This is a genomic window from Mycobacterium sp. UNC410CL29Cvi84 (genome assembly GCF_000686745.1).
GTDB lineage: Bacteria > Actinomycetota > Actinomycetes > Mycobacteriales > Mycobacteriaceae > Mycobacterium > Mycobacterium mucogenicum_B.
Genome location: NZ_JMLM01000011.1, coordinates 136,390 through 160,323, shown reverse-complemented (window position 1 = coordinate 160,323; position 23,934 = coordinate 136,390). Strand labels below are relative to the sequence as shown.

Sequence of the window (23,934 nt, the reverse complement as noted above, 5' to 3'; positions counted from 1 at the left end):
GGGATCAGACCTCAGGGGTGAAGACGGGCAGCGCCTTGTTCTTCTTCCAGTGCTTGAGCAGTGACTGCGCCAGTTCGCGATAGGCGATGGCGCCCTTGTTCTTCCGGCCCGCGAGGACGGACGAACCCGACGCGCTGGCCTCGGCGAACCGCACCGTCCGCGGGATCGGCGGGGCGAGCACCACGAGGCTGTAGCGGTCGGCCACGTCGAGCAGGACGTCGCGGCTGTGCGTGGTGCGGGCGTCGTACAGCGTCGGCAGCGCGCCCAGCAGTCGCAGGTCAGGGTTGGTGATCTGCTGCACGTCGGTGACGGTCCGCAGGAACTGGCCGACACCGCGGTGGGCCAGCGTCTCGCACTGCAGGGGCACGACGACGTCGCCTGCGGCGGTCAGGCCGTTGAGGGTCAGCACGCCCAGTGACGGCGGGCAGTCGATGATGACGACGTCGAACTGGTCGGCGATCTTCGCCAGCGCGCGCTTGAGCGCGTACTCGCGGCCGGCCCGCATCAGCAGCATCGCTTCGGCACCGGCCAGGTCGATGTTGGCCGGCAGCAGCGTCATGCCCTCAGCGGTCGAGACCAGCGCGACGTCGGGTTCCACGTCGCCGAGCAGCACCTCGTGCACCGAGACCGGCAGCTTGTCGGGGTCCTGGCCCAGAGAGAAGGTCAGACAGCCCTGCGGATCGAGATCGACGAGCAGTACGCGCTGCCCCTCTTCGGTCAGCGCTGCACCCAGCGACGCCACTGTCGTCGTTTTTGCGACCCCACCTTTTTGGTTGGCGACCGCAAGTACCCGTGTCACGGTGCCCATCCTGACACGCGGCCAAGTGGCGCCGCTCACCGTGGGGCAGAATCTCGGTCGTGAGTATTGGCGTCGACCCGGCAGGCGAACTGCTGACACACCGGCTCATCCTGCTCCGGCACGGCCAGACCGAATGGTCCCGCAGCGGCCGGCACACCGGACGCACCGACCTCGAGCTGACCGAGGAAGGCCGGCAGCAGGCCCGCAGCGCCGCCTCGGCGCTGGCCGAACTCAAGCTCGACAACCCCTTGGTGATCAGCAGCCCGCGGCAGCGGGCCGTGGTCACCGCCGAACTCGCCGGACTGGACGTCGCCGAGACCACCGAACTGCTGGCCGAGTGGGACTACGGCGACTACGAAGGCCTGACCACGCCGCAGATTCGCGAGCAGGTGCCCGACTGGCTGGTGTGGACGCACGGCTGCCCCGGCGGCGAGAGTCTGGCCGACGTCAGCGCCCGCGCCGACCGCGCCGTGGCGCTGGCCCTGGACCACATGGCGACGCGCGACGCGGTGTTCGTCGGGCACGGCCACTTCTCGCGGGCCGTGATGACGCGGTGGATGGAGCTCCCGGTGACCGACGGCATCCGGATCTCCATGGCGGCGGCCTCGATCTCGGTGTGCGGGTTCGAGCACCGCGTGCGCCAGTTGGTCGCGCTCGGTCTCACCGGCCACCCCAACCCGTGCCTGCCCGAGTGACCCCGATTTTCGTGCTGGCAGGTCCCGATGGGGTGATGCTGGCGGACGGGCCGGCGCAGGCCTTCCCGAATCTGGACGACGCCCGGCGGGCACTGGCCGACGACGACGTACCGATCCTGGTGGGCGCCTTACCTTTTGACCTCGACGCCCCCGCCGCGTTGATGGCGCCGGCCACCGTCACATACGCCGACGCGCTGCCGTTCACCGATGATCGGCTGCCGGCGGTGCGGATCGCGGCCAGCCTGCCGTCACCCGACGAACACCGGGCCCGGGTCGCCGCCGCGGTACAGGCCCTGCGGGACCCGGCGGCGGGCCTGCACAAGGTGGTGCTGGCCCGGGCGCTCGAGCTCGTCGCCGACGACGCCCTCGACCCCTACGTGGTGCTCAGCCGTCTGGCCGACGACCACAGCGCCACAGCGTTTTTCACCGATCTCAGCGCCGCCGGTGCGCCGTACTCCGGCACCGCGCTGCTCGGCGCGAGCCCCGAACTACTGGTGGCCCGCCGCGGCGATGTGGTGACGTGCAAACCGTTCGCCGGCTCGGCGCCGCGGTCCGCCGACCCCGAGACGGACGCCGCCAACGGCGCCGCGCTGGCGGCGTCGGCCAAGAACCGGCACGAGCACCAGCTGGTGGTCGACATCATGCGCGAGGCGCTCGAACCGCTGTGCAGCGAGCTCGACATCGCCGCCGAGCCGCAGGTGAGCGCCACCACGGCCGTCTGGCATCTGAGCACGCCGATCACCGGTCGGCTGCGCGAGACATCCACCACCGCACTGGATTTGGCCATCGCACTGCATCCGACGCCGGCCGTCGGCGGGGTTCCCACCGCGGCGGCGGCGCGGCTGATCAACGAACTCGAAGGCGACCGCGGGTTCTATGCCGGCGCCGTCGGCTGGTGCGACAGCGCCGGCGACGGCCGGTGGGTGGTGTCGATCCGGTGCGGACAACTGTCCGCCGACCGGCTGTCCATCGACGCCCGCGCCGGCGGCGGTATCGTCGCCGAATCGGACCCCGATGACGAAGTCACCGAGACCACAACAAAATTCAGGACGATGCTGACCGCACTGGGGGTAGCGCAATGATGGGACACCACAAATGACGACGATCATCCGCCCGGTGCGGCCCGGCGACGAAGTCGAGATCACCGCGATGATCCACGAACTGGCCGCGTTCGAGAAGGCGGCCGACCAGTGCACCGTGACCGAAGCCCAGATTCGGACCGCGCTGTTCGGCGGCGCGGAATCGGGCCAGGCCGCGGTTTCGGGTCATTTCGTCGAGGTCGACGGCCGGCCCGCCGCGTTCGCGCTGTGGTTCCTGAACTTCTCGACGTGGGACGGCGTGTCCGGCATCTACCTCGAGGACCTGTTCGTGCGCCCCGACTTCCGGCGCCGCGGCCTGGCCCGCAAGCTCCTGTCGACGCTGGCGCAGGAATGCGTTGAGCGCGGGTACACGCGGTTGCAGTGGGCGGTGCTGAACTGGAACGTCAATGCCATCGCCCTGTACGACGAGGTCGGCGGCAAACCGCAGTCCGAGTGGACGACCTACCGGGTGTCCGGACCCGAACTGACGGCCCTGGCCCAGGGCTGATCCGGCCGCCGTTGACGTCCCGCGCAAATTTCTTCCCCAATTCCCTTCTGCACGTGGGCCTCGGCTGCCACCATCGGTGTTGATCCGCGGCCCGACCGATGAGGCCGGGCCGGCGAAGGGACGGCAATGCGATTCCAGCGTCGCCAACTGCTGTCCAGGGTGAGTATCCAGTCGAAGCTCGTGGTGATGCTGGTGCTGTGCACCATCATCGCGGCGACCGTCGTCGGCGTCATCGGGTTCCGCGCCGGTCGCGCCTCGCTTCGGGACTCGGTCCTGAACCGGCTCACCGAACTTCGGCAGTCGCAGTCCCGTGAACTCAAGGACCAGCTGTCCGATCTGAAGAACTCGATGATCATCTACGCGCGCGGCGCCCACACCCAGGGCGCGCTGGCGGAATTCACCGCGGGATTCGACGCGTTGGCGGACAAGCCCATCAGTCCGGCGCAGTCGCAGTCGATCACCGACTACTACACCAACACCTTCCTCAAGGAGGTGCAGCAGTCCAGCGGCGCCAAGCTGAACGTCGATCAACTGCTGCCGAGGGACAACGCCCAGCGGTACCTGCAGGCCAACTACACCGCCGTGCGGAAGGACGACGACACCGCGGTCAAGGTCGACGACGCCCACGACGGCAGCATCTGGTCCGCGGCGAACGCCCGCTATCAGGACTTCTTCCGCCAGATCGTCACCCGGTTCGAATTCCAGGACGCGCTGCTGCTCGACAGCCGCGGCAACGTGGTCTACACCGCGTACAAGGACGTCGACCTGGGCACCAACATCCTGACCGGGCCGTACAGCGGCTCCAAACTCCGTGGCGCATACGAGAAAGCGATGTCCGCCAACGCCGTCGACTACGTCGGCATCACCGATTTCGAGGTGTACCAGCCGGCGGAGAATGTGCCCACCGCCTGGATGATCACCCCGATCGTCACCGCCGGGCGCGCGATGGGTGCGCTCGCCCTGCAATTCCCGGTCACGAAGATCAACCGGCTCATGACTTTCGACCAACGCTGGAAGGAATCCGGCCTGGGCAACACCGGCGAAGTCTTCCTGGTCGGCCCCGACGACCTGATGCGCTCGGATTCCCGGATGTTCCTGCAGGATCGGCAGGCCTACAAGAACGATGTCGTCGCGGCCGGCACCCCGGCCGACGTCGCCGACCGCGCCATCCAGTTGGGCGGCACCACCCTGGTGCAACCGGTGCCCTCGACCACCAACAAGCAGGCCCTGCGAGGCGAGTCCGGAACCCGGCTGGCCACCGACTATCTCGGCCACGAGGTGCTGCTGGCCTACGCCCCCATCACAATTCCCGACGCCGAACTGCACTGGACCATCATCGGCAAGATCGACACGTCGGAGGCTTTCCAGCGGGAGACCGCGTTCACGAGGACCATCGTGTTGACGACGGTCGGCATCATCTTCGCGGTGTGCATCGCCGCGATGTTCCTGGCTCAGCTCTTCGTTCGGCCCATCCGGCGGCTGGAGGCGGGCGCGCAACGGATCAGCGCCGGCGACTACAACATCAACGTGCCCGTCGAGACGCGCGACGAGATCGGCGAGCTGACAGAGGCTTTCAACGAGATGAGCCGGAGCCTGACGGTCAAGGAGGAGCTGCTCGTCGAGCAGCGCAAGGAGAACGCCAAGCTGTTGACGCTGTTGATGCCCGAACCGGTCGTCGAGCGCTACCAGCAGGGCGAGGAGATCGCCCCGGAGGAGCACCAGAACGTCACGGTGATCTTCACCGAGGTCATCGGACTGGACCGGCTGCAGGCGCAGTTGACGTCACAGGGGTCACTCGCTGTGGTCACCGAGCTCGAGCGCCAATTCGACGCGGCCGCAGACAGCCTCGGCATCGAACGCGTCCGCGCGATCCGGAACGGCTACCTGGGCAGCTGCGGCCTCAACACCCCGAGGCTCGACAACGTCCGGCGGACCGTCGACTTCGCCCTGGAATGCCAACGCATCATCGACCGGTTCAACAGCGAGACCGGTAACCATCTGGGCCTGCGTGCCGGCATCGACACCGGCACCGTCAGCAGTGGTCTCGGCGGCGAGTACTCCGTCGTCTACGACATGTGGGGCGCCGCGGTCAACGTCGCGTACCAGGTAAAGAGCGGTTCACCGCAACCCGGAATCGATGTCACCGACCGGGTTTATCAGGCGCTGCAGGCCACCATGACCTTCACGTCTGCCGGCACCATGTCCGTCGACGGGCAGGACGAGCCGATCTGGCGACTGGTGGTGCCGGAATGATCGCCGACGTGTTCACCTCGGCCTGGTTCTACTGGGCCGTGGGCATCGCGGTCGGGTTGCCGATCGGGCTGGTCGTGCTCACCGAATGGCAGCACGCGCTGCGCCGCAGGCACAGCTTCCTGGTGCGGCCGGTGACCGTGCTGCGCAACTACCTGCTGCCGCTGGGTGCGCTGCTGCTGCTGTTGACCGAGGCCCGGCAGATACCGGCCGGAGCGACCTCGGTCCGCACCGTCGCAACACTTTTCGCGTTCGTCGTGCTGATCCTGCTGCTGTCCGGCGTGAACGCCACGCTGTTCCAGGGGGCACCCGCGGGGACCTGGCGCAAGCGTGTCCCGACGATCTTCGTCGACGTCGCCCGGTTCGTCCTCATCGCGGTCGGTCTGGCGGTCATCTTCTCCTACATCTGGGGAGCGAACGTCCGCGGCCTGTTCACGGCGCTGGGCATCACCTCGATCGTCATCGGCCTGACACTGCAGAATTCGGTGGGTCAGATCATCTCGGGCCTGTTGATGTTGTTCGAGCAGCCGTTCCAGATCGGCGACTGGCTGGACACCGCCGCCGCACGCGGCCGGGTGGTCGAAGTCAATTGGCGTGCAGTGCATCTGGAGACCGGCGCCGGAACCCAGATCACCCCGAACTCGGTGCTGGCCGGGGCGTCGTTCACCAACCTGAGCCGGCCGGCCGACGCGCATTCGATCACCGTGACAACCATCTTCTCGCTCGACGATCCGCCGAACCAGGTGTGCGCGTTGCTCACACGCCTGGCCGCAGACCTGCCGATGCGGCGCCCTGACGGCACCGTCTCGTCGACCCCCGCAGGCGGGCTCGAATATCAGACCACCATTCCCCTACACTCCCCCGCCGACGACGGAGAGACGAAAAAGCTTTTCCTGCAATGGGTCTGGTATGCATCCCGGCGGGCAGGCCTGCACCTCGACGAGGCCGAGGACGTCTTCTCGACGACCGAACGGCTGGCCGCGGCCGTCGCCGAAGTCGTCGCACCGACCCTGCGGCTCAGCGCCGACCAGCAACGCGAACTGCTGGGCGCGGCGAACCTGGAACGCTACGGCATCGGCGAACTGGTCCAGCGGGTCGGCGAGGTACCCGAACGCATGACGTTCATCCTGTCCGGACGTGTTCAGCTGACCGCCGGCGGTGACGACGGCTCGGAGACCTTGATCGGAATCCTCGAGAACGGCAGCTATCTCGGCCAGAGCACATTGACCCGGCAGCCGGTCATCGGCAATGCCCACGCCCTCGACGAAGTCACCGTGGTGCACGTCGAACGCGACCACATCGAGACGGTGGTACAGCGGAATCCGGTGCTGCTACAGGAATTCGGCCGGATCATCGAAGACCGCCGGGCCCACGCCCGGCGCCTGCTGAGTGCCGACTGAAACCGTCACTCCCGCTTCGAGATCCACTCCACCGTGGACGGGCTGAACAACAACCCCAGCGTGACGATGGCGACGAGCCCGACGACGATGGCGTACTGCAGCTGGCCGGATTGGAAGACGTACCAGGCGACGCCGAGCAGCAGGAGGTTGGCGAACACCCCGATGCCACGGCCCCACCGGCGCCCGGTGATCAGTGCCCAGCCGCCGGCGAGCACCGCCCCGCCGATGCACACCAGCCAGATCGCATTGCCGTAACCGTTGACGATGTGCTGGTCGGCGCCGGCCAACCCGCGCACCACGTACACCGCGGCGCCGATCAGGCCGAGCGCACCTTCGGCAGCCACCAGGAACCCGGCCCGGCGCACGGCCGGCGGATGGATCGTCGGATCACTCACTGCGACAACCGATCTGCCAGGTACCGCACCGCCAGCTCGTAACCGATGGGACCGGCGCCGGCGATCACCGTCTCGGCCACCGCCGACACGTAGGAATGGTGCCGGAAGGCCTCGCGCTTGTGGATGTTGCTCAAATGCACTTCGGCGACCGGCAATTCGGCTGCGGTGAGAGCGTCGGCGATGGCCACCGAGGTGTGGCTGTACGCGGCGGGGTTGATCACGATGCCGACGCAGTCGGTGCGCGCCGCCTGAATCGCGTCGACCAGTTCACCTTCGTGGTTGCTCTGCACCGCGCGCACGGAGAAGCCCAGTTGTGCCGCGAGATCGATGACGGCCTGCTCGATCTGCGCCAACGTGGTCGAGCCGTAGATTTCCGGCTGGCGAGTGCCCAACAGGTTCAGGTTGGGCCCGTTGACGAGGAGCAGGCGGCGATCGGTCACCCACTCACGGTACCGGCTGCGAACAGGCAGAATTGTCCGGTGCCGACCAACAATCCACCGTGTCGCTGCGATACCGGGGGCGAGTACGCCGCCTGCTGCGGCCCGCTGCACCGCGGCGAGCGTTCCGCTGCCACCGCGGTGGCACTGATGCGTTCGCGGTTCACCGCGTTCGCCCTCGGTGAGGTCGGCTACCTGCTGGCGACCTGGCATCCGGACACCCGACCGGCAGACCTCGATCTCGATGACGCCGTTGTCTGGCGCCGGCTGCAGATCGTCGACACCGAGGCCGGCGGTGCGGACGATCCGACCGGCGTCGTGCAGTTCCGCGCGCAGTACGTGCGCGACGGCAGCCGGCACATCCTGCACGAGCGCAGCCGATTCACCCGCGGCGACGACGGCGACTGGCTGTACGTCGACGGCGACTTCGTGGACTAGCCGCCGGGCGACCGAGTTGCCGACGGTCGCGCCGCGGATAGGCTCGTCACCCGTGCGTGCCGTGCTGATCGTGAATCCGAACGCAACCTCGACGACCCCGGCAGGCCGGGACCTCCTTGCCCATGCGCTGGAGAGCCGCGTCGACCTGACCGTCGCGCATACCGACCACCGCGGCCACGCCATCGAGATCGGGCACCAGGCCGCCGCTGACGGCACCGACGTGGTGATCGTGCACGGCGGCGACGGCACGGTGAACGAGGTGGTCAACGGCATCCTCGGGCACGCGAACGGCGTGCCGGGCGCCTCGAACACAGCCGTCGGTGTGGTTCCCGGCGGCTCGGCGAACGTCTTCGCCCGGGCCCTCGGCATCAGCCCCGACCCGCTGGAGGCGACGAACCAGCTCGTCGACCTGCTCAGCGACTACCGCCGCGGCGTGCCCTGGCGGCGCATCGGGTTGATGGACTGCGGTGACCGCTGGTCGGTGTTCACCGCCGGCATGGGCGTCGACGGCGAGGTCGTGGCGGCCGTCGAGGCGCAGCGGGCCAAGGGCCGCAAGGTGACGGCGTCGCGGTACATCCGGGTGGCGATCCGCGAGGCCGTGGGCAGTGCCCGCAAGCCCCCGCGGCTGACGCTGCACCTGCCGGACCGCGAGCCGGTTACCGGGGTGCACTTCGCGTTCGTGTCGAACGCCAGCCCGTGGACCTACGCCAACAGCCGACCGGTCTGGACCAACCCCACGACGACGTTCGAAACGGGGCTGGGTGTGTTCGCAACCACGAGCATGGGCATCTGGGCGAACCTTCGATTGCTACGACGGATGCTGTCGCGTACGCCACAGATCGAGGGTCCGCACCTGATCCGCGATGACGACCTGCCGTGGCTGCGCGTGACAAGTGACACACCTATCGCGTGCCAAATTGACGGAGATTTCGTTGGCCTGCGCGAAAGCATGACGTTCACGTCGGTTCCCGCGGCTCTGAATGTGGTCGCGCCCCCAGCAAAAGCCCAGTGACCAGCGATCTTGATAACACTTTGCAAAATTTAGGGCGCAGGTGGGCCAAGTGTAGTACAACTGGTTCAGGGGCCTGCCAACGCGGGTCCGCAGTGACATTGCCCACGAGTTAACGCGCCGCTATTGACATCTGTCCAGCCTGTGAAAACATCAGATGCAACAGTGCAGAAACATTTCGTGTGCACCCGTTAACAGCCGAAGTGAAAAAACATTGCGCGCTTTGCTGCGCGCCCAGTGAGGAGTGTTGACCATGGATTGGCGCCACAAGGCGGTCTGTCGCGACGAGGATCCGGAACTGTTCTTCCCCGTGGGAAACAGCGGCCCGGCCATCGCTCAGATCGCTGACGCGAAGCTCGTGTGCAACCGCTGCCCGGTGACCACCGAGTGCCTGAGCTGGGCACTCGAGTCCGGCCAGGACGCGGGTGTCTGGGGCGGCATGAGCGAAGACGAGCGTCGCGCGCTGAAGCGTCGCAACGCCCGCACCAAGGCCCGCACCAGCGTCTAGCCACGGCATTCGAAAAATGACCCCGGCGACGAGCCGGGGTCATTTTTTGTGCCACACGGTGCCGCGAGCGTGCCGTCAGATCGCGGATCCGCCGAAGATCGCGATCTGTGTGCACGCTCACGGTAGGTGACCCAGACGCGAAATAGCTTGTGCTGCCGGGTTATTGCGCTGTGCCTACTGCGCGGCCCGGCCGCTGTGCCTACTGCGCGGCCCGGCCGCGGCGACCGATCGGGACCCGCAGCACCACATCCGTGCCACCACCCGGCGCCGCATTCATCGCCAGTGTGCCGTCGAGAACCGACGACACCTGCGTCTGCACGATCTGCAGCCCCAGCCGGTCCGAGTTCTCGAGGGTGAAGCCTTCGGGCAACCCGTGCCCGTCGTCGTGGATCACCACATCGAGCCAGCGCGCCGACCGGTCCGACTTGATGGTCACGCTGCCCTGCTCGGTGGTCGGATCAAAAGCGTGCTCGATGGCGTTCTGCACCAGCTCGGTGATGACCATGATCAGCGCGTGCGCGCGGTCGGCATCCAGGACACCCAGATCACCCTCCCGCCGCACCCGGATGGGCGCGCCCAGCGACGCCAGGTCGTTCATCATCGGCAGGATGCGGTCGATGACCTCATCGAGGTTCACTTCCTCGTCCACCGACAGCGACAGGGCGTCGTGCACCAGCGCGATCGACGACACCCGGCGCACCGAATCCAGTAGCGCCTCGCGCGCCTCGGCGTTGTTCATGCGCCGGGACTGCAGCCGCAGCAATGCCGCCACCGTCTGCAGGTTGTTCTTCACCCGGTGGTGAATCTCACGGATCGTGGCGTCCTTGGACAGCAGCGCGCGGTCACGCCGCTTGATCTCGGTGACGTCGCGAACCAGCACCGCCGCACCCACGGCCTGCCCGCCCACGGACAACGGGATGGTGCGCAGCAGCACCGCGGCGCCGCCGGCATCGATCTCCATGCGCATGCTGGAGCCGCCCGCCAGCAGATCCCGGACGTGGTTCGCCAGTTCCTGCGCGTCGAAGGGATCGGAGATCAGCGGACGCGTGACGCTGATCAGGTTCTGCCCGTCCAGCTCGGTGGCCAGCCCCATGCGGTGATAGGCCGAGATGGCGTTGGGGCTGGCGAAGGTCACGACGCCATCGACATCCAGCCGGATCAGTCCGTCACCGACGCGAGGGCTGGACCGCGACATCGGCACGTCACCGACGTTCGGGAACGTCCCCTCGGCCAGCATGCGCAGCAGATCGCGGGCGCAGTCCAGATAGGCCCGCTCGAGTGGCGCCACCTTGCGGCGGTCGGCGAGCGCGGTCTGGTGCGTGAGCACCGCAACCACGTCATTGCCGTAGCGGACCGGGACGGCTTCCAGGTTCAGACGCGAATCACCTTGTACCGCAGCGCTTTCAGCTCCCCGGCCGATGAGCCCGGTCTCGAAGGCCGCCGTGACGGCGGGCATGTCCGCGGCAGAGTTGATGGTCCCGACGGCGTCGGCGAACAGCACCGTCAGCGCGGTGTTGGGCCGAATCTGGGCCACGCACACCAGTGCCCCGTCGTCGCGCCGGACCCACATGAGGTAATCGGCGAACGACAGGTCGGAAAGCAGCTGCCATTCACCGACCACGGCATGCAGGTGGTCGACCGCATTGCCGGGCAGGACAGTGTGCTCGGCGAGCAGATCACCGAGTGTGGACACGTCGCGTTATCCCGTTCTGGGGCTTGCCTAGCCGATGACGGCGATGAGATCGCCGGCCTGGATCACGTCGCCGACAGCCACGTTGACGGACGTCACCGTGCCGGCGACCTCGGCCAGCACCGGAATCTCCATCTTCATCGACTCGAGGAGCACCACCGTGTCACCCTCGCCGATCTGGTCGCCCTCGCGAACCACGACCTCGAGCACACTGGCCACGATTTCAGCGCGAACGTCCTCGGCCATCTTCACCCCACTCGTCTATGTATCTGCACACAGGCGGTGCCTGCGGCCTCTATTGCACCACAGCACCACGGTTTGCAATTGGGTGGCGTGGCCGTGCGACACTGTAGGGCGAGCAACCGAACCTTTGGAGGACCATCATGGCCAAGCGTGGCCGCAAGAAGCGTGACCGTAAGCACTCGAAGGCCAACCACGGCCGGCGTCCCAACGCCTGACCTACGCCTTCAAAAACCGCCCGGCTCCTGACGGAACCGGGCGGTTTTTCGTTGTCAGCCTCTGACGATGGTCGTGCGGCTGATCTCGAGCTTGAGGCGCGCTCGCAGGCCCTCAGGGGCCTTCTCGCCGCTGCACTTGGTGGCGATCAGCGCCTTCACCCGCTCCTCGATGCCGTACTGGCGCAGGCAGGTGGGGCATTCCTCCAAGTGGAACCGCAGCTTGTCGCGCGTCTCCGTGGTGCATTCCCCGTCGAGCAGCGTCCATACCTCGGCGATCACCGCGGCGCATTCGGGATGCTCCGGGTCGACCGGGCCGATCGGCGGCTGGAAGTCGTGCCCGTCGGGGCGGGTGAACTCGTCGCCCATCAGGACACCTCCTGGGTGTCGAGGCTCTCTCCACGGAGGAAGCCCCTGTCCCGGGCGACGCCCGTCAACAGTTCACGCAGCTGCTTGCGGCCACGGTGAAGCCGGGACATCACCGTCCCGATCGGGGTATCCATGATTTCGGCGATCTCCTTGTACGGGAAGCCCTCGACGTCGGCGTAGTACACCGCCATCCGGAACTCTTCTGGCAACGCTTGCAACGCCGCCTTGATTTCAGTGTCCGGCAGCGACTCCAGCGCTTCAACCTCAGCTGACCGCAGACCGGTCGACGAGTGCTCGGCGTTGGACGCCAGCTGCCAGTCGGTGATCTCGTCAGTCGGGTATTCCGCCGGCTGCCGCTGCTTCTTGCGGTAGCCGTTGATGTACGTGTTGGTCATGATCCGGTACAGCCACGCCTTGAGGTTCGTGCCCTCACGGAACGAGTGGAAGGCCGAATAGGCCTTCACCATGGTCTCCTGGACCAGGTCCTCGGCGTCCGCAGGATTGCGTGTCATGCGCAGCGCGCCGCCGTAGAGCTGATCGAGCAGCGGAATCGCATCGCGCTCGAACCGCGCCGTCAGCTCCGCGTCGCTCTCGACCGCGGAACCCAGCCCGTCGATGTCGGTCATCGTGATCGAGACCGTCCCTTCTGTCGCGGCGCCACGCAACAGGTCCGGTAACTCGACCGGACGTTCCAGACATGCCGTTGGCACCTGTGTCCCCTTCCGTCCGATCCTAGAGGCTGCGACCGACAAGTTCGCGAGCCATTAATTGACCATGCTGACGGGAGTAACAGCACCGCACCACACAGTTGTTCCCGGCCTCTACGCTTGCCAGCCATGGCGAGCGCGGCAACCCCGGCGATCAAGGCCCTGCAGGCCGCGGGAATCAGCTACGAGATTCGGCAGTTCCGGCACGACCCGCGGGCCACGTCGTTCGGCGACGAAGCCGTCACCGAACTCGCCGCGGACGGTTTCGTCGCGGCGCAGATCTTCAAGACGCTGGTGCTGGCGATCCCCGGTGGCCTGGCCGTCGCGGTACTGCCCGTGCCCGACAAGCTGTCGTTCAAGGCCGCGGCGGCAGCGCTCGGCGTGCCCAAGGCCGAGATGGCCGAGCAGGCCGCCGCGCAACGCGCCACGGGCTATGTCGTCGGCGGCATTTCCCCATTGGGGCAGCGCAAGGCACTGCCGACCGTCGTCGACGAGTCGGCGCTGAGCTGGGACCGGGTGCTGTGCAGCGCGGGCAAACGCGGATTGGACCTCGTGCTGGCCCCTGCCGACCTGGTCACGGCCACCTCGGCGGTCACTGCCGAGATATGTACTCCGCGGTAAGTCCGGCGGCATAGGGTGTGCGCATGACACTGTCCGGGAAGACCATGTTCATCTCCGGTGCCAGCCGTGGCATCGGCTTGGCCATTGCCAAGAAGTTCGCGGCCGACGGCGCGAACGTCGCGTTGCTCGCCAAGACCGCCGAGCCCCATCCCAAGCTCGACGGCACCGTCTACACCGCGGCCAAGGAGATCGAGGAGGTCGGCGGCCAGGCGCTGCCGATCGTCGGCGACGTCCGCGATCCCGACTCGGTGACCGCCGCCGTGGCCCAGGCGGTCGCGCAGTTCGGCGCCATCGACGTCTGCGTCAACAACGCCTCGGCCATCAACCTCGGCTCCATCGAGGAAGTCCCGATGAAGCGCTTCGACCTGATGAACGGCATTCAGATCCGCGGCACCTACGCCGTCTCGCAGGCGTGTATCCCCCACATGAAGGGCCGCGAGAACCCGCACATCCTGACGCTGTCGCCGCCGATCCGGATGGAATCGGAGTGGCTGAAGCCGACCGCGTACATGATGGCGAAGTACGGAATGACGTTGTGCGCGTTGGGTATCGCCGAAGAGATGCGCGAGGCCGGCATCGCCTCGAACACGCTGTGGCCCCGCACCCTGGTCGCCACCGCCGCGGTGCAGAACCTGCTCGGCGGCGACGAGGCGATGGCCAAGGCCCGCAGGCCCGAGGTGTACTCCGACGCCGCCTACGCCATCTTCAACAAGCCGGCCCGTGAATACACCGGGCAGAGCCTGCTGTGCGAGGACGTACTGCTGGACTCCGGCGTCACCGACCTGTCGGTGTACAACTGCACGCCGAATGCCGAACTCGGCGTCGACCTGTGGGTGGACACCCCCAACCCGCCCGGATACACCGGCCCCTAATCGGTGGCCGGGCAGATCTCGACACCGGTGACCATGGGCGGCCACGCCACCGTCACCTCCACGAGAGCGGCCAGCGGCGCGATCGCGGGAAATGCCCGGTCCCACTGTTTCTGCACCTGCTGCACCGCATGCGGGTGCAGAAACGTCCAGGCCATCCCGATAAGCAGGTACGGCAGCGCCATCCACAGCAGGAATTCGGCCATCGCGCCGACGCTGACCCGCCGGCTGAGCAAGCGCCGCATCAGATCAACGCCCCATCCCGGCGAATCTGCCTGCGTACGTAGGCCAGCAGCACGTAGCTACCGGCCTGCCGGACGAACAGCGGCAGGAATCGGTTGACGAATGCGACGAGCCGGAACAGCGTCTCGAACAGATACTGGCGGCCACTGCCCCACGACATCCGCATCGCATCGCGGAACACCGGCGCCAGGAAGCCGCCCGTGAGGAACGCCAGCAGTGGCCGAAACGGCAGGGCCAGAACCGGATTGATCATCTTGAGCCGCACCAGATCGGTCAGATAGGCGCGGACGGCGTCGTCCATGGTGACCTTGGCGCAGGCCGCGGTCCAGTAGTCGTCGAACTCGGCCCGGGTGGCGGGCCACTGGTCGTCGGTGACCTGCAGCGTGGTGCCGAGCGGGGCGGCCGACCGGTAGAACTGTTCGGCCAGTTCGGGTGTCAGCTCGCCGCGCAGCAGTTGGTAGACGTCCTCCATGCCGACGAACAGGCACGCGGCGACCCACATCTGCAGGTCGCGGTCAAAAGCGTTGTAGCGCACCGGGCTGTCGGGGCCGGACTGCACCTGGCGGTGCGCGGTGTCGACCGCCTTGCGCATCGCCGCCCGGTCCTCGTCATTCCCGAGGATGGCCACCGCGAGGTACTGGAACGTGGTGCGGGCGCGCTTCCACGGATGTTTGAGCAGGTTCCCCGAATCGACCTTGCTCTCCACCACGCCGTACCCGACGCCCGGCCACGACAGCTGCATGATGACGTTGGCGGCGCTGGCGGCCGCGCCCCAGAAGTCGGCGGCGTCGGCGATGGTCACCGGGTACTCGTCCCAGCGCGACGTGCGCCGCCGAATCTGGATGCGGCAGTCCGCGAGGGTCAACGCAGGTGAATCGCCCGTCATGGCAGGCACATGTTCGTCAGCAGCAGCATCGGCCAGAACACCACGGTCCGAGCGAAGACCAGCACCCGCTCGAGGCCGTGCGCCGCCTCGAACGCGCTGGTGTGGGTCACGGCCCACAGCACGCCGAGCACCAGATACGGCGCGGCGAGCATGGCGGCGGTGCCCAGCCACTCCGCGATCGTCATCTCGAAACCGAATATGCCCGGTGCACGTTCTTCGTCGTCGGTCATGGTGGTTTCAACGTAGGCATACAGTGGCCGCATGTCGACGTGGTCAGTCGGACGGTATGAGGCCGTCGCCGAGTTCATCGCACCCATCGCCGTCGAGGTGGTCGACGCGGTGCCGCATGGGCCCGGCACCGCACTGGTCGATCTGGCCTGCGGGACCGGTAACGCGTCGCTGCATGCGGCCGGCCTCGGCGCACAGGTCACCGGTGTCGACATCACGCCGGAGCTGCTCGCCATCGCCGCCGCCAAACCCGGCGGCGACGCGGTCAACTGGGTCAGTGCCGACGCGTCGGCGACCGGACTGCCCGACGCCTCCTTCGACGCCGCGGTGTCCAACATGGGCGTCATCTTCGTCGAACCGACCGCGATGGTCGCCGAGCTGGCGAGGCTGCTCAAACCCGGTGCTGCCCTCGGATTTTCGACATGGGTCAAGGCCGGTGACAATCCGTTCTTCACCCCGGTCGTCGAGGTGCTGGGCCAACCGGAGCCCGGCCCGTACTCGCCCGATCAGTGGGGTGTACCCGAGCTCATCCACGAGCGGCTGGATGCCGATTTCGCCGACGTCGCCATCGAAAACAGCGTGCTCGTCTGGCAATTCGGCTCGGTGGCGGACGCCGTACGCTTCGTCACCGACGAGTCCCCCATGCATGTCACCACGTTGACCTACCTGGACGACGAGACCCGGAGCCGACTCATCGCGGCTTTCACCGCGGCGTTCAACGCGCACGAAGCCGCCGACGGCACCGTCGCCTTCGACGCGCCGTACGCGGTGATCACGGGACGTCGCCGGGGCTGAATTCAGTTGGCCTGATACAGGATTCCGCGGGCGATGGCCTCGCGAATCTCGGGCAGCGCCGCCTCGGCGAGCGCGTCGGCGTCGACACCGTGATGCGCGGCGAGCAGCCCGATGAGCGTGCCCAACGGCACCTCGCCCCGGCAGCCGGCCAGCAGGGCGGTGAAGACCTCGTCCACCCCGAGGACCGCGCCCGGCCCGCCGGGACGACGGACGGCGCAGCCGATCTCCTGCCAGCCGTCCGGACCCGGCAGTGAATGCTGTTCCAGCAGTACCGGAGCGGTCGAGAGCCGGGCGGCCAGCAACGCCTCGTCCGAAGTGTCGCGCAGGTAGGCCCGACGGGCGAAGAACGCCTCCACCTCGACACCCGTGATGGGTTCGTCGGTGATCTCCTCGAGCATCTGTTCAGGCGCTTCACCCGGACGCGGCACGCGCAGCGAGATCAGCCCCATGCCGATCCCGGTGATGCCCTCGGCGTCGAACCAGTCCAGCCAGTCCGCGCCGCGCTGTGCGATCTGTTCCGCGGACTCGCCCGCGTCGGCCAGCCACAGCGACGCATAGCTGACCGGGTCGGCCAGTTCCCGTTGCACCACCCAGGCGTGCAGCCCGGTGCCGGCCAGCCAGTCCTGCACCCGGGCCCGCCAATCGTCATCCCGGACAATCCAATTGGCCATGATCTGGGCGGTGCCACCGGGCGTCAGGTAGTTGCCGACGTTCTCGATGATGGTGCGGCACAGCCCATCTCCGGCCACGCCCGAATCACGGTAGATGTAGTCCTGGGCACCCGCGCCCACCACGAACGGCGGGTTGGACACGATCAGGTCGAACCGCTCCCCCGCCACCGGCTCGAACAGGCTGCCGGCCCGCAGATCCCAGGACATCCCGTTGAGGCCCGCGGTGGCCCGCGCCAGCGTCAGTGCCCGCGGGTTGGTGTCGGTGGCCACGATGTCGGCGCAGTGCCGGTTCAGGTGCAGTGCCTGGATGCCGCAGCCGGTGCCCAGATCGAGCGCGCGTTGCACCGGGGTGCGAATCACGGCCCGGGCCAACGACATCGACGCGCCGCCGATGCCGAGCACATGCTCGCGCTCGACCGGCCCGCCGCGCAGGGCGGCATCCTGGTCGGAGACGACGAAATAATCGCGAATCCCGTCCGAATGCGGGCGGATGTCGAGGGCCGCCCGGACCGCGTCGTTCACCTCGAGCACGCCGGCCGCCGCCAGCTCGTCGAGGCCGGCCGACGGGAACGCCGCCTGCACCGCGTCCACCGGTTCGTCGGTGCCGAGCAGGAACAGGCGCACCAACGTGGCCAGTCGGCCGCCGTCTGCCGTCGCCCGCAGCGCCGGCCACCACACGCCGCGGCCCATCGCGGCGTTCGCGTCGTCGCCGAGCAGTTCGGCCACCCCGTCGGTGGTGTATCCGGCCGAGCGCAGATCAGCGCCGAGGGCTTCCACCAACAACGGGTCCAGTGCGGTCAAAACAGGGTTCCTTCGGGTTCGTTCTTCGCGGGCTCGATCAGTTCGGGGCCATTGTTGCGAATGCTGTTGACCAACTTGGACACCTCGCGGGTGACGATGCGGTCCAGGTCGCCGTGCCCGCGCAACAGCCCTTCGTCGATGGGCGCGTCGGGATCCAGCCAGCGGTCCCAATCGGCGGCGCTGATGGTCAGTGGCATGCGGTCGTGGATGTCGGCCAGTGGCCCGACCGACTCCGTCGTGATGATGGTGCAGCTGACGAGGGGAAGACTGTCTTTGGGCGCGCCGGCGGGCCGCCACGTCGTCCACAGGCCGCCCATGAACAACAGCTCGTCGTCGGCGGCATGCATGTAGAACGGGGTTTTGGTCGCCTTCTTGCCGTCGGCGGCCGGGTTGGGCCGCCACTCGTACCAGCCGTCCATCGGGATGAGGCAGCGCTTCGATTTCGCCGAACCCCGGAACGCCGGTGACGTGGTCAGTGTCTCGGCGCGTGCGTTGATCAGCAGCGGCCCCTTGGTGTCGGGCGCGCCGTCGGCCGTGGTCTTCACCCACGGCGGGATCAGGCCCCAGCGCATCGACCGGATCCGGCGGGTGGCCTCGTCGTCGGGTTCGGTATGCCGCCGCACCACGGCGCTGATGGTCGTGGTCGGCGCCACGTTGTAGTTGGCCTGGTCACCGCCGTCTTTCGCGGCCTCCGAGGCCTTGGCGGCGGTCTCGTCGAGCGCCTGGATTTTCTCGGCCAGCAGCGCCGGGTCGGTGGTGACTGCAAATCGCCCGCACATACCAGGCAGGATAGGGGCATGGAACTCTGGCCCGCACCGTCGGTGACCGGTCCGGTGCAGGCCACTGTCACCGTGCCGGGATCGAAGTCGCAGACCAATCGGGCGCTGATCTTGGCGGCCCTCGCCACCTCCCAGGGCACCTCCACCGTCAGCGGCGCACTGCGCAGCCGCGATACCAACCTGATGATCGGCGCGCTGCAGGCCCTCGGCGTGACCATCACCGGCGAGGACACCGAGCTGACCGTGGGCGGCGCCGTCTCCCCTGCCGGCGACGTGCGTATCGACTGCGGGCTGGCCGGCACCGTGCTGCGGTTCGTCCCGCCGATGGCGGCCTTGGGTACCGAGGCCGTCGTCTTCGATGGCGACGAGCAGGCCAAGACCCGCCCCATCACGCCGCTGCTCGACGCGATGCGCGGCCTCGGTGTCGACATCGACGGCGACGGCATGCCGTTCACCGTGTCGGGCACCGGGTCGGTGGCCGGCGGCGAGGTCCGGATCGACGCGTCGTCGTCGTCGCAGTTCGTGTCCGGCCTGTTGTTGTCGGGAGCCACTTTCCGTGACGGCCTGACGGTCATCCACACCGGTGCGACGGTGCCGTCGCAGCCGCACATCGAGATGACCATCACGATGCTGCGCGAGGCGGACGTCGAGGTCGACGACAGCGAGCCCAACCGCTGGCACGTGGCGCCCGGCCCGATCGCGGCGCGGCACTGGGCCATCGAACCCGACCTGTCGAACTCGGTGCCGTTCCTGGCTGCGGCCGCGGTGACGGGCGGCACGGTGCGGCTGGCCCACTGGCCGCAGCAGAGCGTCCAGCCGTCCGGTGACATCCTCGAGCTGCTGGGCAAGCTGAATACCGATGTCCGCGTTGTTGATTCGCATCTGGAGGTCCGGGGCGCGCAGAGCTACCCGGGCTTCGAGGCCGACCTGAAGGCCGTCGGCGAGCTCGCGCCATCCATGGCCGCGCTCGCCGCGCTGGCCAGCCCGGGTTCGGTGTCGACGCTGTCGGGCATCGCCCACCTGCGTGGCCACGAGACCGACCGCCTGGCCGCGCTGACCAACGAGATCAACGGGCTGGGCGGCCAGTGCCGCGAGACCGACGACGGTCTGGTCATCACGGCCGTGCCGCTGCACGAAGGCAAATGGCGGTCCTACGCCGACCACCGGATGGCCACCGCCGGCGCGATCATCGGCCTGCGGGTGCCCGGTGTCCAGGTGGAGGACATCGCCACCACGGCCAAGACGCTGCCCGACTTCCCCGGTATGTGGGCAGACCTGCTGGCCGGGAAATAGCTTGCGGGAGTACGACGAATCAGATGTCCGAGTGCGCTCGGGCAAGGGTTCGCGTCCCCGCACCAAGAACCGGCCGACCCACGCCGACGCCGAAGCGGCCATGGTCGTCACCGTCGACCGCGGCCGCTGGGGCTGTGCGCTGGACGGCAATCCGGACCACATCGTCACCGCGATGCGGGCCCGCGAACTGGGCCGCACCCCGATCGTCGTCGGCGACTCGGTGGGCATCGTCGGCGACCTGTCGGGCAAGCCCGACACCCTGGCCCGCATCGTCCGCCGCGACGAACGCCGAACCGTGTTGCGCCGCACCGCCGATGACACCGACCCCACCGAACGGGTGGTGGTCGCCAACGCCGACCAGTTGTTGATGGTCGTCGCCCTGGCCGATCCCCCACCGCGCGCCGGGCTGGTCCAGCGCGCCCTGATCGCCGCGTACGTCGGCGGGCTACAGCCGATCCTGTGCCTGACCAAGAACGATCTGGCACCGGCCGAACCCTTCGCCGCCGAGTTCGCCGGTCTGGACCTGACGATCATCACCGCCGGCCGCGATGATCCGCTCGACGCCGTCGCGCCGCTGCTCGAAGGCAAGGTCACCGTGCTGCTCGGCCATTCCGGCGTCGGCAAGTCGACGTTGGTGAATCGCCTTGTGCCCGAGGCAGACCGGGCCACCGGCGAGGTGTCGGGCGTCGGGAAGGGCAAGCACACCTCGACGCAGTCGGTGGCGTTGCCGCTCGACGACGGCTGGGTCGTCGACACCCCGGGCATCCGGTCCTTCGGCCTCGCACACATCCAGCCCGACGACGTGCTGATGGCGTTCTCGGACCTCGCCGAGGCCATCGAGGACTGCCCCCGCGGCTGCGGGCACATGGGGCCACCGGCCGACCCGGAATGCGCGCTCGACACGCTCACCGGCCCGGCCGTCGACCGCGTCGAAGCGGCCCGTCGTCTTCTCGCGGTACTGAACGAGCCGACGTACTAGCGGGCCACCAGCATCGTCGCGCGGTAGTCCGGCAGCGCAATGGTGCCCGGCGTCTCGGGATACGGGTCCAGCGACCGCAATTCGACGGTGTACCCGCCGACCGTCTCGGTCAGGTGAGTCTGTCCCGGTGCAGGATTGGTGTTGAACTCCAACGTCGTCGGCTGCCCGCCGTCGGGCGTGACGATGACCGCGATCCGGGCCGCACCCGTCCAGACGCATGACACACGCGTCGGGCAGCGCGAATCATCAAGTACCCGATCGAATTTCAGCCGCAGCCCCGCGCCGTCGACCACCGCGTCCTGCCCACCGGCCAGGACGAACTCGTGGCCGAGTTGCGCGGTGGTGGTGTCGGGCCGAGCCTGCCCGGGCGAGCAGGCGACGGCGATCGCCACCCCCGGCACAACCAGGAAACGCGAAAACCCCCAAAACCGATTGGTTCTGGGGGTTTTCACCGAACTTGCTAGGCGGCGGCGCGCTTGGCCCGACGGCGACCACGCACGGTGGCGATGGCCGTCTTCAGACCGCGCTTGTTGCCGGTCGCCGGGTCGACGGCGCCGAAGCTCTCGTCGAGCTCGACGAACATCCGCTCGCTCCGGGTCTCCGGGGCATCGTCGACGGTGTCGATCAGATACTTGTCCGGCACCGACAGCTTGGCGATGGTGCGCCACGTCTTGCCGTACTGCACCAGGAAGTTCCCGGTGGTGTAGGGCAGGTCGTACTTCTCGCACAGCGCCCGAACGCGGATCGAGATCTCGTACAGCCGGTTGCTGGGCAGGTCCGGGTACAGGTGGTGCTCGATCTGGTGGCTCAGGTTGCCGCTCATGAAGCGCAGCACCGGACCCGAGTTGAAGTTGGCACTGCCCAGCATCTGGCGCAGGTACCACTCGCCCTTGGATTCGCCGACCATGTCGGTCTTGGTGAACTTCTCGGCGCCATCGGGGAAATGGCCGCAGAAGATCACCGCGTTGGCCCACACGTTGCGGATGACGTTGGCCAGGAAGTTGGCCTTCATCGTCGACTTGAACGTGGCACCCGGGGACAGGGACGTGAGCGCGGGGTACGCGACGTAGTCCTTGGTCAGCTGGTGCACGGCCTTGGTGCTGAACTCACGCACGCGAATCATGGTCGCCTTGCGGTCGTCACGGCCCTTGAAGATCTTGCCGAGCTCCAGGTGCTGCAGACCGACGCCCCACTCGAACAACAACGCCAGGACGGTGTTGAACCCGAGGTTGAAGAGGTGGTGCGGCTTCCACCTGATGTCACGCGTGACGCGCAGCAGGCCGTAGCCCACATCGTCGTCCATCCCGAGGATGTTCGTGTACTTGTGGTGCATGAAGTTGTGGGTGAACCGCCAGTGCTTGGAGACCCCGTTCATGTCCCACTCCCACGTCGAGGAGTGAATCTCGGGATCGTTCATCCAGTCCCACTGGCCGTGCATGACGTTGTGGCCGATCTCCATGTTCTCGACGATCTTGGCCACGCCCAGGGTGCTTGCCCCGGCCCACCAGTACGCCCGCTTCGAGCTGCGCAACAGCAGCAGGCGGCCGGCCACTTCGAGAGCACGTTGTGCCGCGATGGTGCGGCGAATGTACCGGGCGTCGCGGACGCCGCGGGATTCTTCGATGTCTTGCCGGATCGCGTCCAGCTCAACGCCCAGAGCCTCGATATCGGCTTCGGTCAGGTGCGCGAACTCAGGTACGTCAGTGACTGCCATATCGACCTCCTTCCAGTTACCTACGCTAGCGTAACCTACTCAACCGTAGGTTGCTAGACAGCAAATTCTATATTTCCCAGATCTGCGGTTTTGTTAAATATCCAGCACGCAGTCGCCGGCCGCAGCCGAAACGCACGTCTGCACCCGGCTTCCGGGTTCCCGTTCCTCTCCGGTCCGCAGATCCCGCGCGTGGCCCTCCAGCAAACCCACCACGCAGGACTGGCAGATACCCATCCGGCAGCCGAACGGCATCTGCACACCGGCCTGTTCGCCGGCCTCCATCAGCGATGTCGCCGCGTCGGCGACGACGGTCTTTCCGCTGCGCTCGAACGTCACCGAACCACCGGTGCCCTCGACTGCAGCCCGCGATGCCGCGAAGCGCTCCAGGTGCAGCCGCACCCCGAGTCCCGCTGCCTCGTACTCACGCTCGGCGTCGTGGAGCATGGCCTCCGGGCCACACGCCCACGCTTCGCGCGTCCGCCAGTCGGCGACTTCCTCGTCCAGCTTGGACAGGTCCAGGCGTCCCTCGGTCCGGGTGGCCCGCACGCGCAACTGGTAGCTCGGGTGATCCTTGGCCAGCTTCGCCAACTCGTCGGCGAAGATGACATCGGCCGCCGTCGGGGCCGAGTGCAGGTGGACGATGTCGGTGATCTGGTCCCGGCGCGCCAGGGTGCGCAGCATCGACATCACCGGGGTGATGCCCGACCCTGCGGTCAGGAACAGCACCTTGCCCGGCGCGGGGTCCGACATGACGAACTCGCCCTGCGGCGCGGCCAGCCGCACGATGGTGCCGGGCGCCACGCCACCGACCAGGTGGGTGGACAGGAAGCCCTCGGGCATGGCCTTGACCGTGATGGTGATGGTGTGGTCACCGCGCGATTCCACAGGGCTCGAGGTCAGCGAGTACGAACGCCACCGCCAGCGGCCGTCGACCAGCAGGCCGATGCCGATGTACTGGCCTGGGTGGTAATCGAACGAGAAGCCCCAGCCCGGCTTGATCACCAGGGTTGCCGAGTCCTCGGTTTCCCGTCGGACGTCGACGACCTTGCCGCGCAGTTCGCGCGCCGACCACAGCGGATTGACCAGTTTGAGGTAGTCGTCCGGCAGCAGCGGCGTGGTGATGCGCCCGACGAGGGTGCGCAGCGCGTGCCAGCCCGGCCGCTCCTTGGCGCCGGCAACCTTGGGCCGCACCGTGTCGACCACATTGGCCGAGACCTTGATGGTGTTCTTGGCCACGTTCACTCCCGCTCGGTTGGTCGTCCTAACCTACGGTACCGTAACCTACGCGCAAGTAGCTACCCCTGCAGGCCAGGCGC

The 23,934-nt window shown here is 67.7% G+C and carries 29 protein-coding genes; 14 read left to right on the top strand and 15 right to left on the bottom strand.

The features are described 5' to 3' along the window. Positions 1 to 4: 4 nt before the first annotated feature. A complete protein-coding gene (locus tag BR47_RS0117005) occupies positions 5 to 808 on the bottom strand; it encodes a ParA family protein (RefSeq protein WP_036421040.1) in 804 nt (267 codons plus the stop codon). A gap of 50 nt (positions 809 to 858) precedes the next feature. On the opposite strand from BR47_RS0117005, the gene BR47_RS0117000 reads away from it, so the two are divergent. The 5 genes from BR47_RS0117000 to BR47_RS0116980 all read left to right on the top strand — a co-directional run bounded on the left by BR47_RS0117000 (position 859) and on the right by BR47_RS0116980 (position 6,731). Continuing rightward, positions 859 to 1,494, top strand: a complete 636-nt coding sequence (locus tag BR47_RS0117000; protein ID WP_177127314.1) for an acid phosphatase — start codon at positions 859 to 861, stop codon at positions 1,492 to 1,494. A gap of 35 nt (positions 1,495 to 1,529) precedes the next feature. Beyond that, complete coding sequence (locus tag BR47_RS0116995) at positions 1,530 to 2,576, top strand: isochorismate synthase (protein ID WP_051634868.1); 1,047 nt, start codon at positions 1,530 to 1,532, stop codon at positions 2,574 to 2,576. Between the two features lie 13 nt (positions 2,577 to 2,589). Further along, positions 2,590 to 3,081, top strand: coding sequence for a GNAT family N-acetyltransferase (locus BR47_RS0116990; protein WP_020102970.1), 492 nt, complete (start codon positions 2,590 to 2,592; stop codon positions 3,079 to 3,081). 126 nt (positions 3,082 to 3,207) lie between these two features. After that, on the top strand, positions 3,208 to 5,334 hold the full coding sequence (locus BR47_RS0116985) for an adenylate/guanylate cyclase domain-containing protein (RefSeq protein ID WP_029120242.1): 2,127 nt from the start codon (positions 3,208 to 3,210) through the stop codon (positions 5,332 to 5,334). Beyond that, a complete protein-coding gene (locus tag BR47_RS0116980; protein WP_029120241.1) occupies positions 5,334 to 6,731 on the top strand; it encodes a mechanosensitive ion channel family protein in 1,398 nt (465 codons plus the stop codon). Before BR47_RS0116985 ends, BR47_RS0116980 begins: the two co-directional genes overlap by 1 nt. A 5-nt stretch (positions 6,732 to 6,736) precedes the next feature. Here the strand turns inward: BR47_RS0116980 and BR47_RS0116975 are convergent, their stop codons facing one another. Beyond that, the gene (locus tag BR47_RS0116975) at positions 6,737 to 7,126 is read right to left on the bottom strand and encodes a hypothetical protein (protein WP_020102967.1); all 390 of its coding nucleotides are present in this window, start codon (positions 7,124 to 7,126) and stop codon (positions 6,737 to 6,739) included. Then, the gene (gene aroQ, locus BR47_RS0116970) at positions 7,123 to 7,566 is read right to left on the bottom strand and encodes a type II 3-dehydroquinate dehydratase (RefSeq protein ID WP_029120240.1); all 444 of its coding nucleotides are present in this window, start codon (positions 7,564 to 7,566) and stop codon (positions 7,123 to 7,125) included. Before aroQ ends, BR47_RS0116975 begins: the two co-directional genes overlap by 4 nt. Before the next feature lie 39 nt (positions 7,567 to 7,605). On the opposite strand from aroQ, the gene BR47_RS0116965 reads away from it, so the two are divergent. The 3 genes from BR47_RS0116965 (at position 7,606) to whiB1 (ending at position 9,518) form a co-directional block, all read left to right on the top strand. Then, complete coding sequence (locus BR47_RS0116965) at positions 7,606 to 8,001, top strand: YchJ family protein (protein ID WP_029120239.1); 396 nt, start codon at positions 7,606 to 7,608, stop codon at positions 7,999 to 8,001. Positions 8,002 to 8,053: 52 nt separating this feature from the next. Then, complete coding sequence (locus BR47_RS0116960) at positions 8,054 to 9,013, top strand: diacylglycerol/lipid kinase family protein (RefSeq protein ID WP_020102964.1); 960 nt, start codon at positions 8,054 to 8,056, stop codon at positions 9,011 to 9,013. 250 nt (positions 9,014 to 9,263) lie between these two features. Beyond that, positions 9,264 to 9,518 (top strand): transcriptional regulator WhiB1, encoded by a 255-nt coding sequence (gene whiB1 / locus BR47_RS0116955; protein ID WP_020102963.1) that lies wholly within the window; start codon positions 9,264 to 9,266, stop codon positions 9,516 to 9,518. A gap of 199 nt (positions 9,519 to 9,717) precedes the next feature. Here the strand turns inward: whiB1 and BR47_RS0116950 are convergent, their stop codons facing one another. Together BR47_RS0116950 and BR47_RS0116945 are read right to left on the bottom strand one after the other, a co-directional pair. After that, the gene (locus tag BR47_RS0116950) at positions 9,718 to 11,211 is read right to left on the bottom strand and encodes a sensor histidine kinase (protein WP_029120238.1); all 1,494 of its coding nucleotides are present in this window, start codon (positions 11,209 to 11,211) and stop codon (positions 9,718 to 9,720) included. Positions 11,212 to 11,238: 27 nt separating this feature from the next. Then, positions 11,239 to 11,454: a biotin/lipoyl-binding carrier protein gene (locus tag BR47_RS0116945; RefSeq protein WP_036421130.1), complete on the bottom strand. Its 216-nt coding sequence runs from the start codon at positions 11,452 to 11,454 to the stop codon at positions 11,239 to 11,241. A 137-nt stretch (positions 11,455 to 11,591) separates the two neighbouring features. Between BR47_RS0116945 and BR47_RS34210 the strand changes: the two genes are divergently transcribed. Then, on the top strand, positions 11,592 to 11,666 hold the full coding sequence (locus BR47_RS34210; protein WP_085976028.1) for a 50S ribosomal protein bL37: 75 nt from the start codon (positions 11,592 to 11,594) through the stop codon (positions 11,664 to 11,666). A 54-nt stretch (positions 11,667 to 11,720) separates the two neighbouring features. Here BR47_RS34210 and rsrA read toward each other — a convergent pair whose 3' ends face one another. Both rsrA and BR47_RS0116935 read right to left on the bottom strand, forming a co-directional pair. Beyond that, complete coding sequence (gene rsrA / locus BR47_RS0116940) at positions 11,721 to 12,032, bottom strand: mycothiol system anti-sigma-R factor (protein WP_029120237.1); 312 nt, start codon at positions 12,030 to 12,032, stop codon at positions 11,721 to 11,723. Further along, positions 12,032 to 12,658 carry a sigma-70 family RNA polymerase sigma factor gene (locus BR47_RS0116935; RefSeq protein WP_029120236.1) on the bottom strand — a complete coding sequence of 209 codons (627 nt, stop codon included), beginning with the start codon at positions 12,656 to 12,658 and terminating at the stop codon, positions 12,032 to 12,034. Before BR47_RS0116935 ends, rsrA begins: the two co-directional genes overlap by 1 nt. Before the next feature lie 210 nt (positions 12,659 to 12,868). Here BR47_RS0116935 and BR47_RS0116930 point away from each other — a divergent pair, with 210 nt between their 5' ends. Both BR47_RS0116930 and BR47_RS0116925 read left to right on the top strand, forming a co-directional pair. After that, positions 12,869 to 13,360, top strand: coding sequence for an aminoacyl-tRNA deacylase (locus BR47_RS0116930; protein WP_020102958.1), 492 nt, complete (start codon positions 12,869 to 12,871; stop codon positions 13,358 to 13,360). A 23-nt stretch (positions 13,361 to 13,383) separates the two neighbouring features. Then, positions 13,384 to 14,232 carry an SDR family oxidoreductase gene (locus tag BR47_RS0116925; protein ID WP_029120235.1) on the top strand — a complete coding sequence of 283 codons (849 nt, stop codon included), beginning with the start codon at positions 13,384 to 13,386 and terminating at the stop codon, positions 14,230 to 14,232. On the opposite strand, the gene BR47_RS0116920 is transcribed toward BR47_RS0116925, so the two are convergent. The 3 genes from BR47_RS0116920 to BR47_RS0116910 are packed head-to-tail and all read right to left on the bottom strand — an operon-like array spanning position 14,229 to position 15,588. After that, positions 14,229 to 14,474, bottom strand: a complete 246-nt coding sequence (locus BR47_RS0116920; RefSeq protein WP_036427499.1) for a hypothetical protein — start codon at positions 14,472 to 14,474, stop codon at positions 14,229 to 14,231. The two genes, BR47_RS0116925 and BR47_RS0116920, sit on opposite strands and share 4 nt — an antisense overlap. Next, the gene (locus BR47_RS0116915) at positions 14,474 to 15,358 is read right to left on the bottom strand and encodes an oxygenase MpaB family protein (RefSeq protein ID WP_036427497.1); all 885 of its coding nucleotides are present in this window, start codon (positions 15,356 to 15,358) and stop codon (positions 14,474 to 14,476) included. Before BR47_RS0116915 ends, BR47_RS0116920 begins: the two co-directional genes overlap by 1 nt. After that, positions 15,355 to 15,588: a hypothetical protein gene (locus BR47_RS0116910; RefSeq protein ID WP_020102954.1), complete on the bottom strand. Its 234-nt coding sequence runs from the start codon at positions 15,586 to 15,588 to the stop codon at positions 15,355 to 15,357. Before BR47_RS0116910 ends, BR47_RS0116915 begins: the two co-directional genes overlap by 4 nt. 31 nt (positions 15,589 to 15,619) lie before the next feature. Here BR47_RS0116910 and BR47_RS0116905 point away from each other — a divergent pair, with 31 nt between their 5' ends. Beyond that, positions 15,620 to 16,381 carry a class I SAM-dependent methyltransferase gene (locus tag BR47_RS0116905; RefSeq protein WP_029120232.1) on the top strand — a complete coding sequence of 254 codons (762 nt, stop codon included), beginning with the start codon at positions 15,620 to 15,622 and terminating at the stop codon, positions 16,379 to 16,381. A 2-nt stretch (positions 16,382 to 16,383) separates the two neighbouring features. Here BR47_RS0116905 and BR47_RS0116900 read toward each other — a convergent pair whose 3' ends face one another. After that, on the bottom strand, positions 16,384 to 17,853 hold the full coding sequence (locus BR47_RS0116900) for a DUF7059 domain-containing protein (protein ID WP_029120231.1): 1,470 nt from the start codon (positions 17,851 to 17,853) through the stop codon (positions 16,384 to 16,386). Beyond that, on the bottom strand, positions 17,850 to 18,632 hold the full coding sequence (locus BR47_RS0116895; protein ID WP_029120230.1) for an SOS response-associated peptidase: 783 nt from the start codon (positions 18,630 to 18,632) through the stop codon (positions 17,850 to 17,852). The genes BR47_RS0116900 and BR47_RS0116895 overlap by 4 nt, the downstream gene beginning before the upstream one ends. A gap of 18 nt (positions 18,633 to 18,650) precedes the next feature. Here BR47_RS0116895 and aroA point away from each other — a divergent pair, with 18 nt between their 5' ends. Both aroA and rsgA read left to right on the top strand, forming a co-directional pair. After that, positions 18,651 to 19,925, top strand: coding sequence for a 3-phosphoshikimate 1-carboxyvinyltransferase (gene aroA, locus BR47_RS0116890; RefSeq protein WP_029120229.1), 1,275 nt, complete (start codon positions 18,651 to 18,653; stop codon positions 19,923 to 19,925). A gap of 1 nt (position 19,926) precedes the next feature. After that, positions 19,927 to 20,904: a ribosome small subunit-dependent GTPase A gene (rsgA, locus tag BR47_RS0116885; protein WP_029120228.1), complete on the top strand. Its 978-nt coding sequence runs from the start codon at positions 19,927 to 19,929 to the stop codon at positions 20,902 to 20,904. Here rsgA and BR47_RS0116880 read toward each other — a convergent pair. The 3 genes from BR47_RS0116880 to BR47_RS0116870 all read right to left on the bottom strand — a co-directional run bounded on the left by BR47_RS0116880 (position 20,901) and on the right by BR47_RS0116870 (position 23,854). After that, complete coding sequence (locus BR47_RS0116880; protein ID WP_029120227.1) at positions 20,901 to 21,296, bottom strand: hypothetical protein; 396 nt, start codon at positions 21,294 to 21,296, stop codon at positions 20,901 to 20,903. The two genes, rsgA and BR47_RS0116880, sit on opposite strands and share 4 nt — an antisense overlap. Positions 21,297 to 21,364: 68 nt before the next feature. Continuing rightward, positions 21,365 to 22,618: a fatty acid desaturase family protein gene (locus BR47_RS0116875; protein ID WP_020102947.1), complete on the bottom strand. Its 1,254-nt coding sequence runs from the start codon at positions 22,616 to 22,618 to the stop codon at positions 21,365 to 21,367. Positions 22,619 to 22,711: 93 nt separating this feature from the next. Beyond that, a complete protein-coding gene (locus tag BR47_RS0116870) occupies positions 22,712 to 23,854 on the bottom strand; it encodes a ferredoxin reductase (protein WP_029120226.1) in 1,143 nt (380 codons plus the stop codon). Between the last annotated feature and the right edge of the window lie 80 nt (positions 23,855 to 23,934).

Excerpts from the sequence above, each read along its gene's own strand:
- BR47_RS0116935 (WP_029120236.1), bottom strand. The coding sequence starts at position 12,658 with ATGACCGACATCGACGGGCTGGGTTCCGCGGTCGAGAGCGACGCGGAG.
- BR47_RS0116895 (WP_029120230.1), bottom strand. The coding sequence starts at position 18,632 with ATGTGCGGGCGATTTGCAGTCACCACCGACCCGGCGCTGCTGGCCGAG.
- BR47_RS0116910 (WP_020102954.1), bottom strand. The coding sequence starts at position 15,588 with ATGACCGACGACGAAGAACGTGCACCGGGCATATTCGGTTTCGAGATG.
- aroA (WP_029120229.1), top strand. The coding sequence starts at position 18,651 with ATGGAACTCTGGCCCGCACCGTCGGTGACCGGTCCGGTGCAGGCCACT.
- BR47_RS0116930 (WP_020102958.1), top strand. The coding sequence starts at position 12,869 with ATGGCGAGCGCGGCAACCCCGGCGATCAAGGCCCTGCAGGCCGCGGGA.
- BR47_RS0116875 (WP_020102947.1), bottom strand. The coding sequence starts at position 22,618 with ATGGCAGTCACTGACGTACCTGAGTTCGCGCACCTGACCGAAGCCGAT.
- BR47_RS0116945 (WP_036421130.1), bottom strand. The coding sequence starts at position 11,454 with ATGGCCGAGGACGTTCGCGCTGAAATCGTGGCCAGTGTGCTCGAGGTC.
- BR47_RS0116995 (WP_051634868.1), top strand. The coding sequence starts at position 1,530 with ATGCTGGCGGACGGGCCGGCGCAGGCCTTCCCGAATCTGGACGACGCC.
- BR47_RS0116925 (WP_029120235.1), top strand. The coding sequence starts at position 13,384 with ATGACACTGTCCGGGAAGACCATGTTCATCTCCGGTGCCAGCCGTGGC.
- rsrA (WP_029120237.1), bottom strand. The coding sequence starts at position 12,032 with ATGGGCGACGAGTTCACCCGCCCCGACGGGCACGACTTCCAGCCGCCG.
- BR47_RS0117005 (WP_036421040.1), bottom strand. The coding sequence starts at position 808 with ATGGGCACCGTGACACGGGTACTTGCGGTCGCCAACCAAAAAGGTGGG.
- BR47_RS0116905 (WP_029120232.1), top strand. The coding sequence starts at position 15,620 with ATGTCGACGTGGTCAGTCGGACGGTATGAGGCCGTCGCCGAGTTCATC.
- BR47_RS0116920 (WP_036427499.1), bottom strand. The coding sequence starts at position 14,474 with ATGCGGCGCTTGCTCAGCCGGCGGGTCAGCGTCGGCGCGATGGCCGAA.
- BR47_RS0116990 (WP_020102970.1), top strand. The coding sequence starts at position 2,590 with ATGACGACGATCATCCGCCCGGTGCGGCCCGGCGACGAAGTCGAGATC.
- whiB1 (WP_020102963.1), top strand. The coding sequence starts at position 9,264 with ATGGATTGGCGCCACAAGGCGGTCTGTCGCGACGAGGATCCGGAACTG.
- BR47_RS0116985 (WP_029120242.1), top strand. The coding sequence starts at position 3,208 with ATGCGATTCCAGCGTCGCCAACTGCTGTCCAGGGTGAGTATCCAGTCG.
- BR47_RS0116915 (WP_036427497.1), bottom strand. The coding sequence starts at position 15,358 with ATGACGGGCGATTCACCTGCGTTGACCCTCGCGGACTGCCGCATCCAG.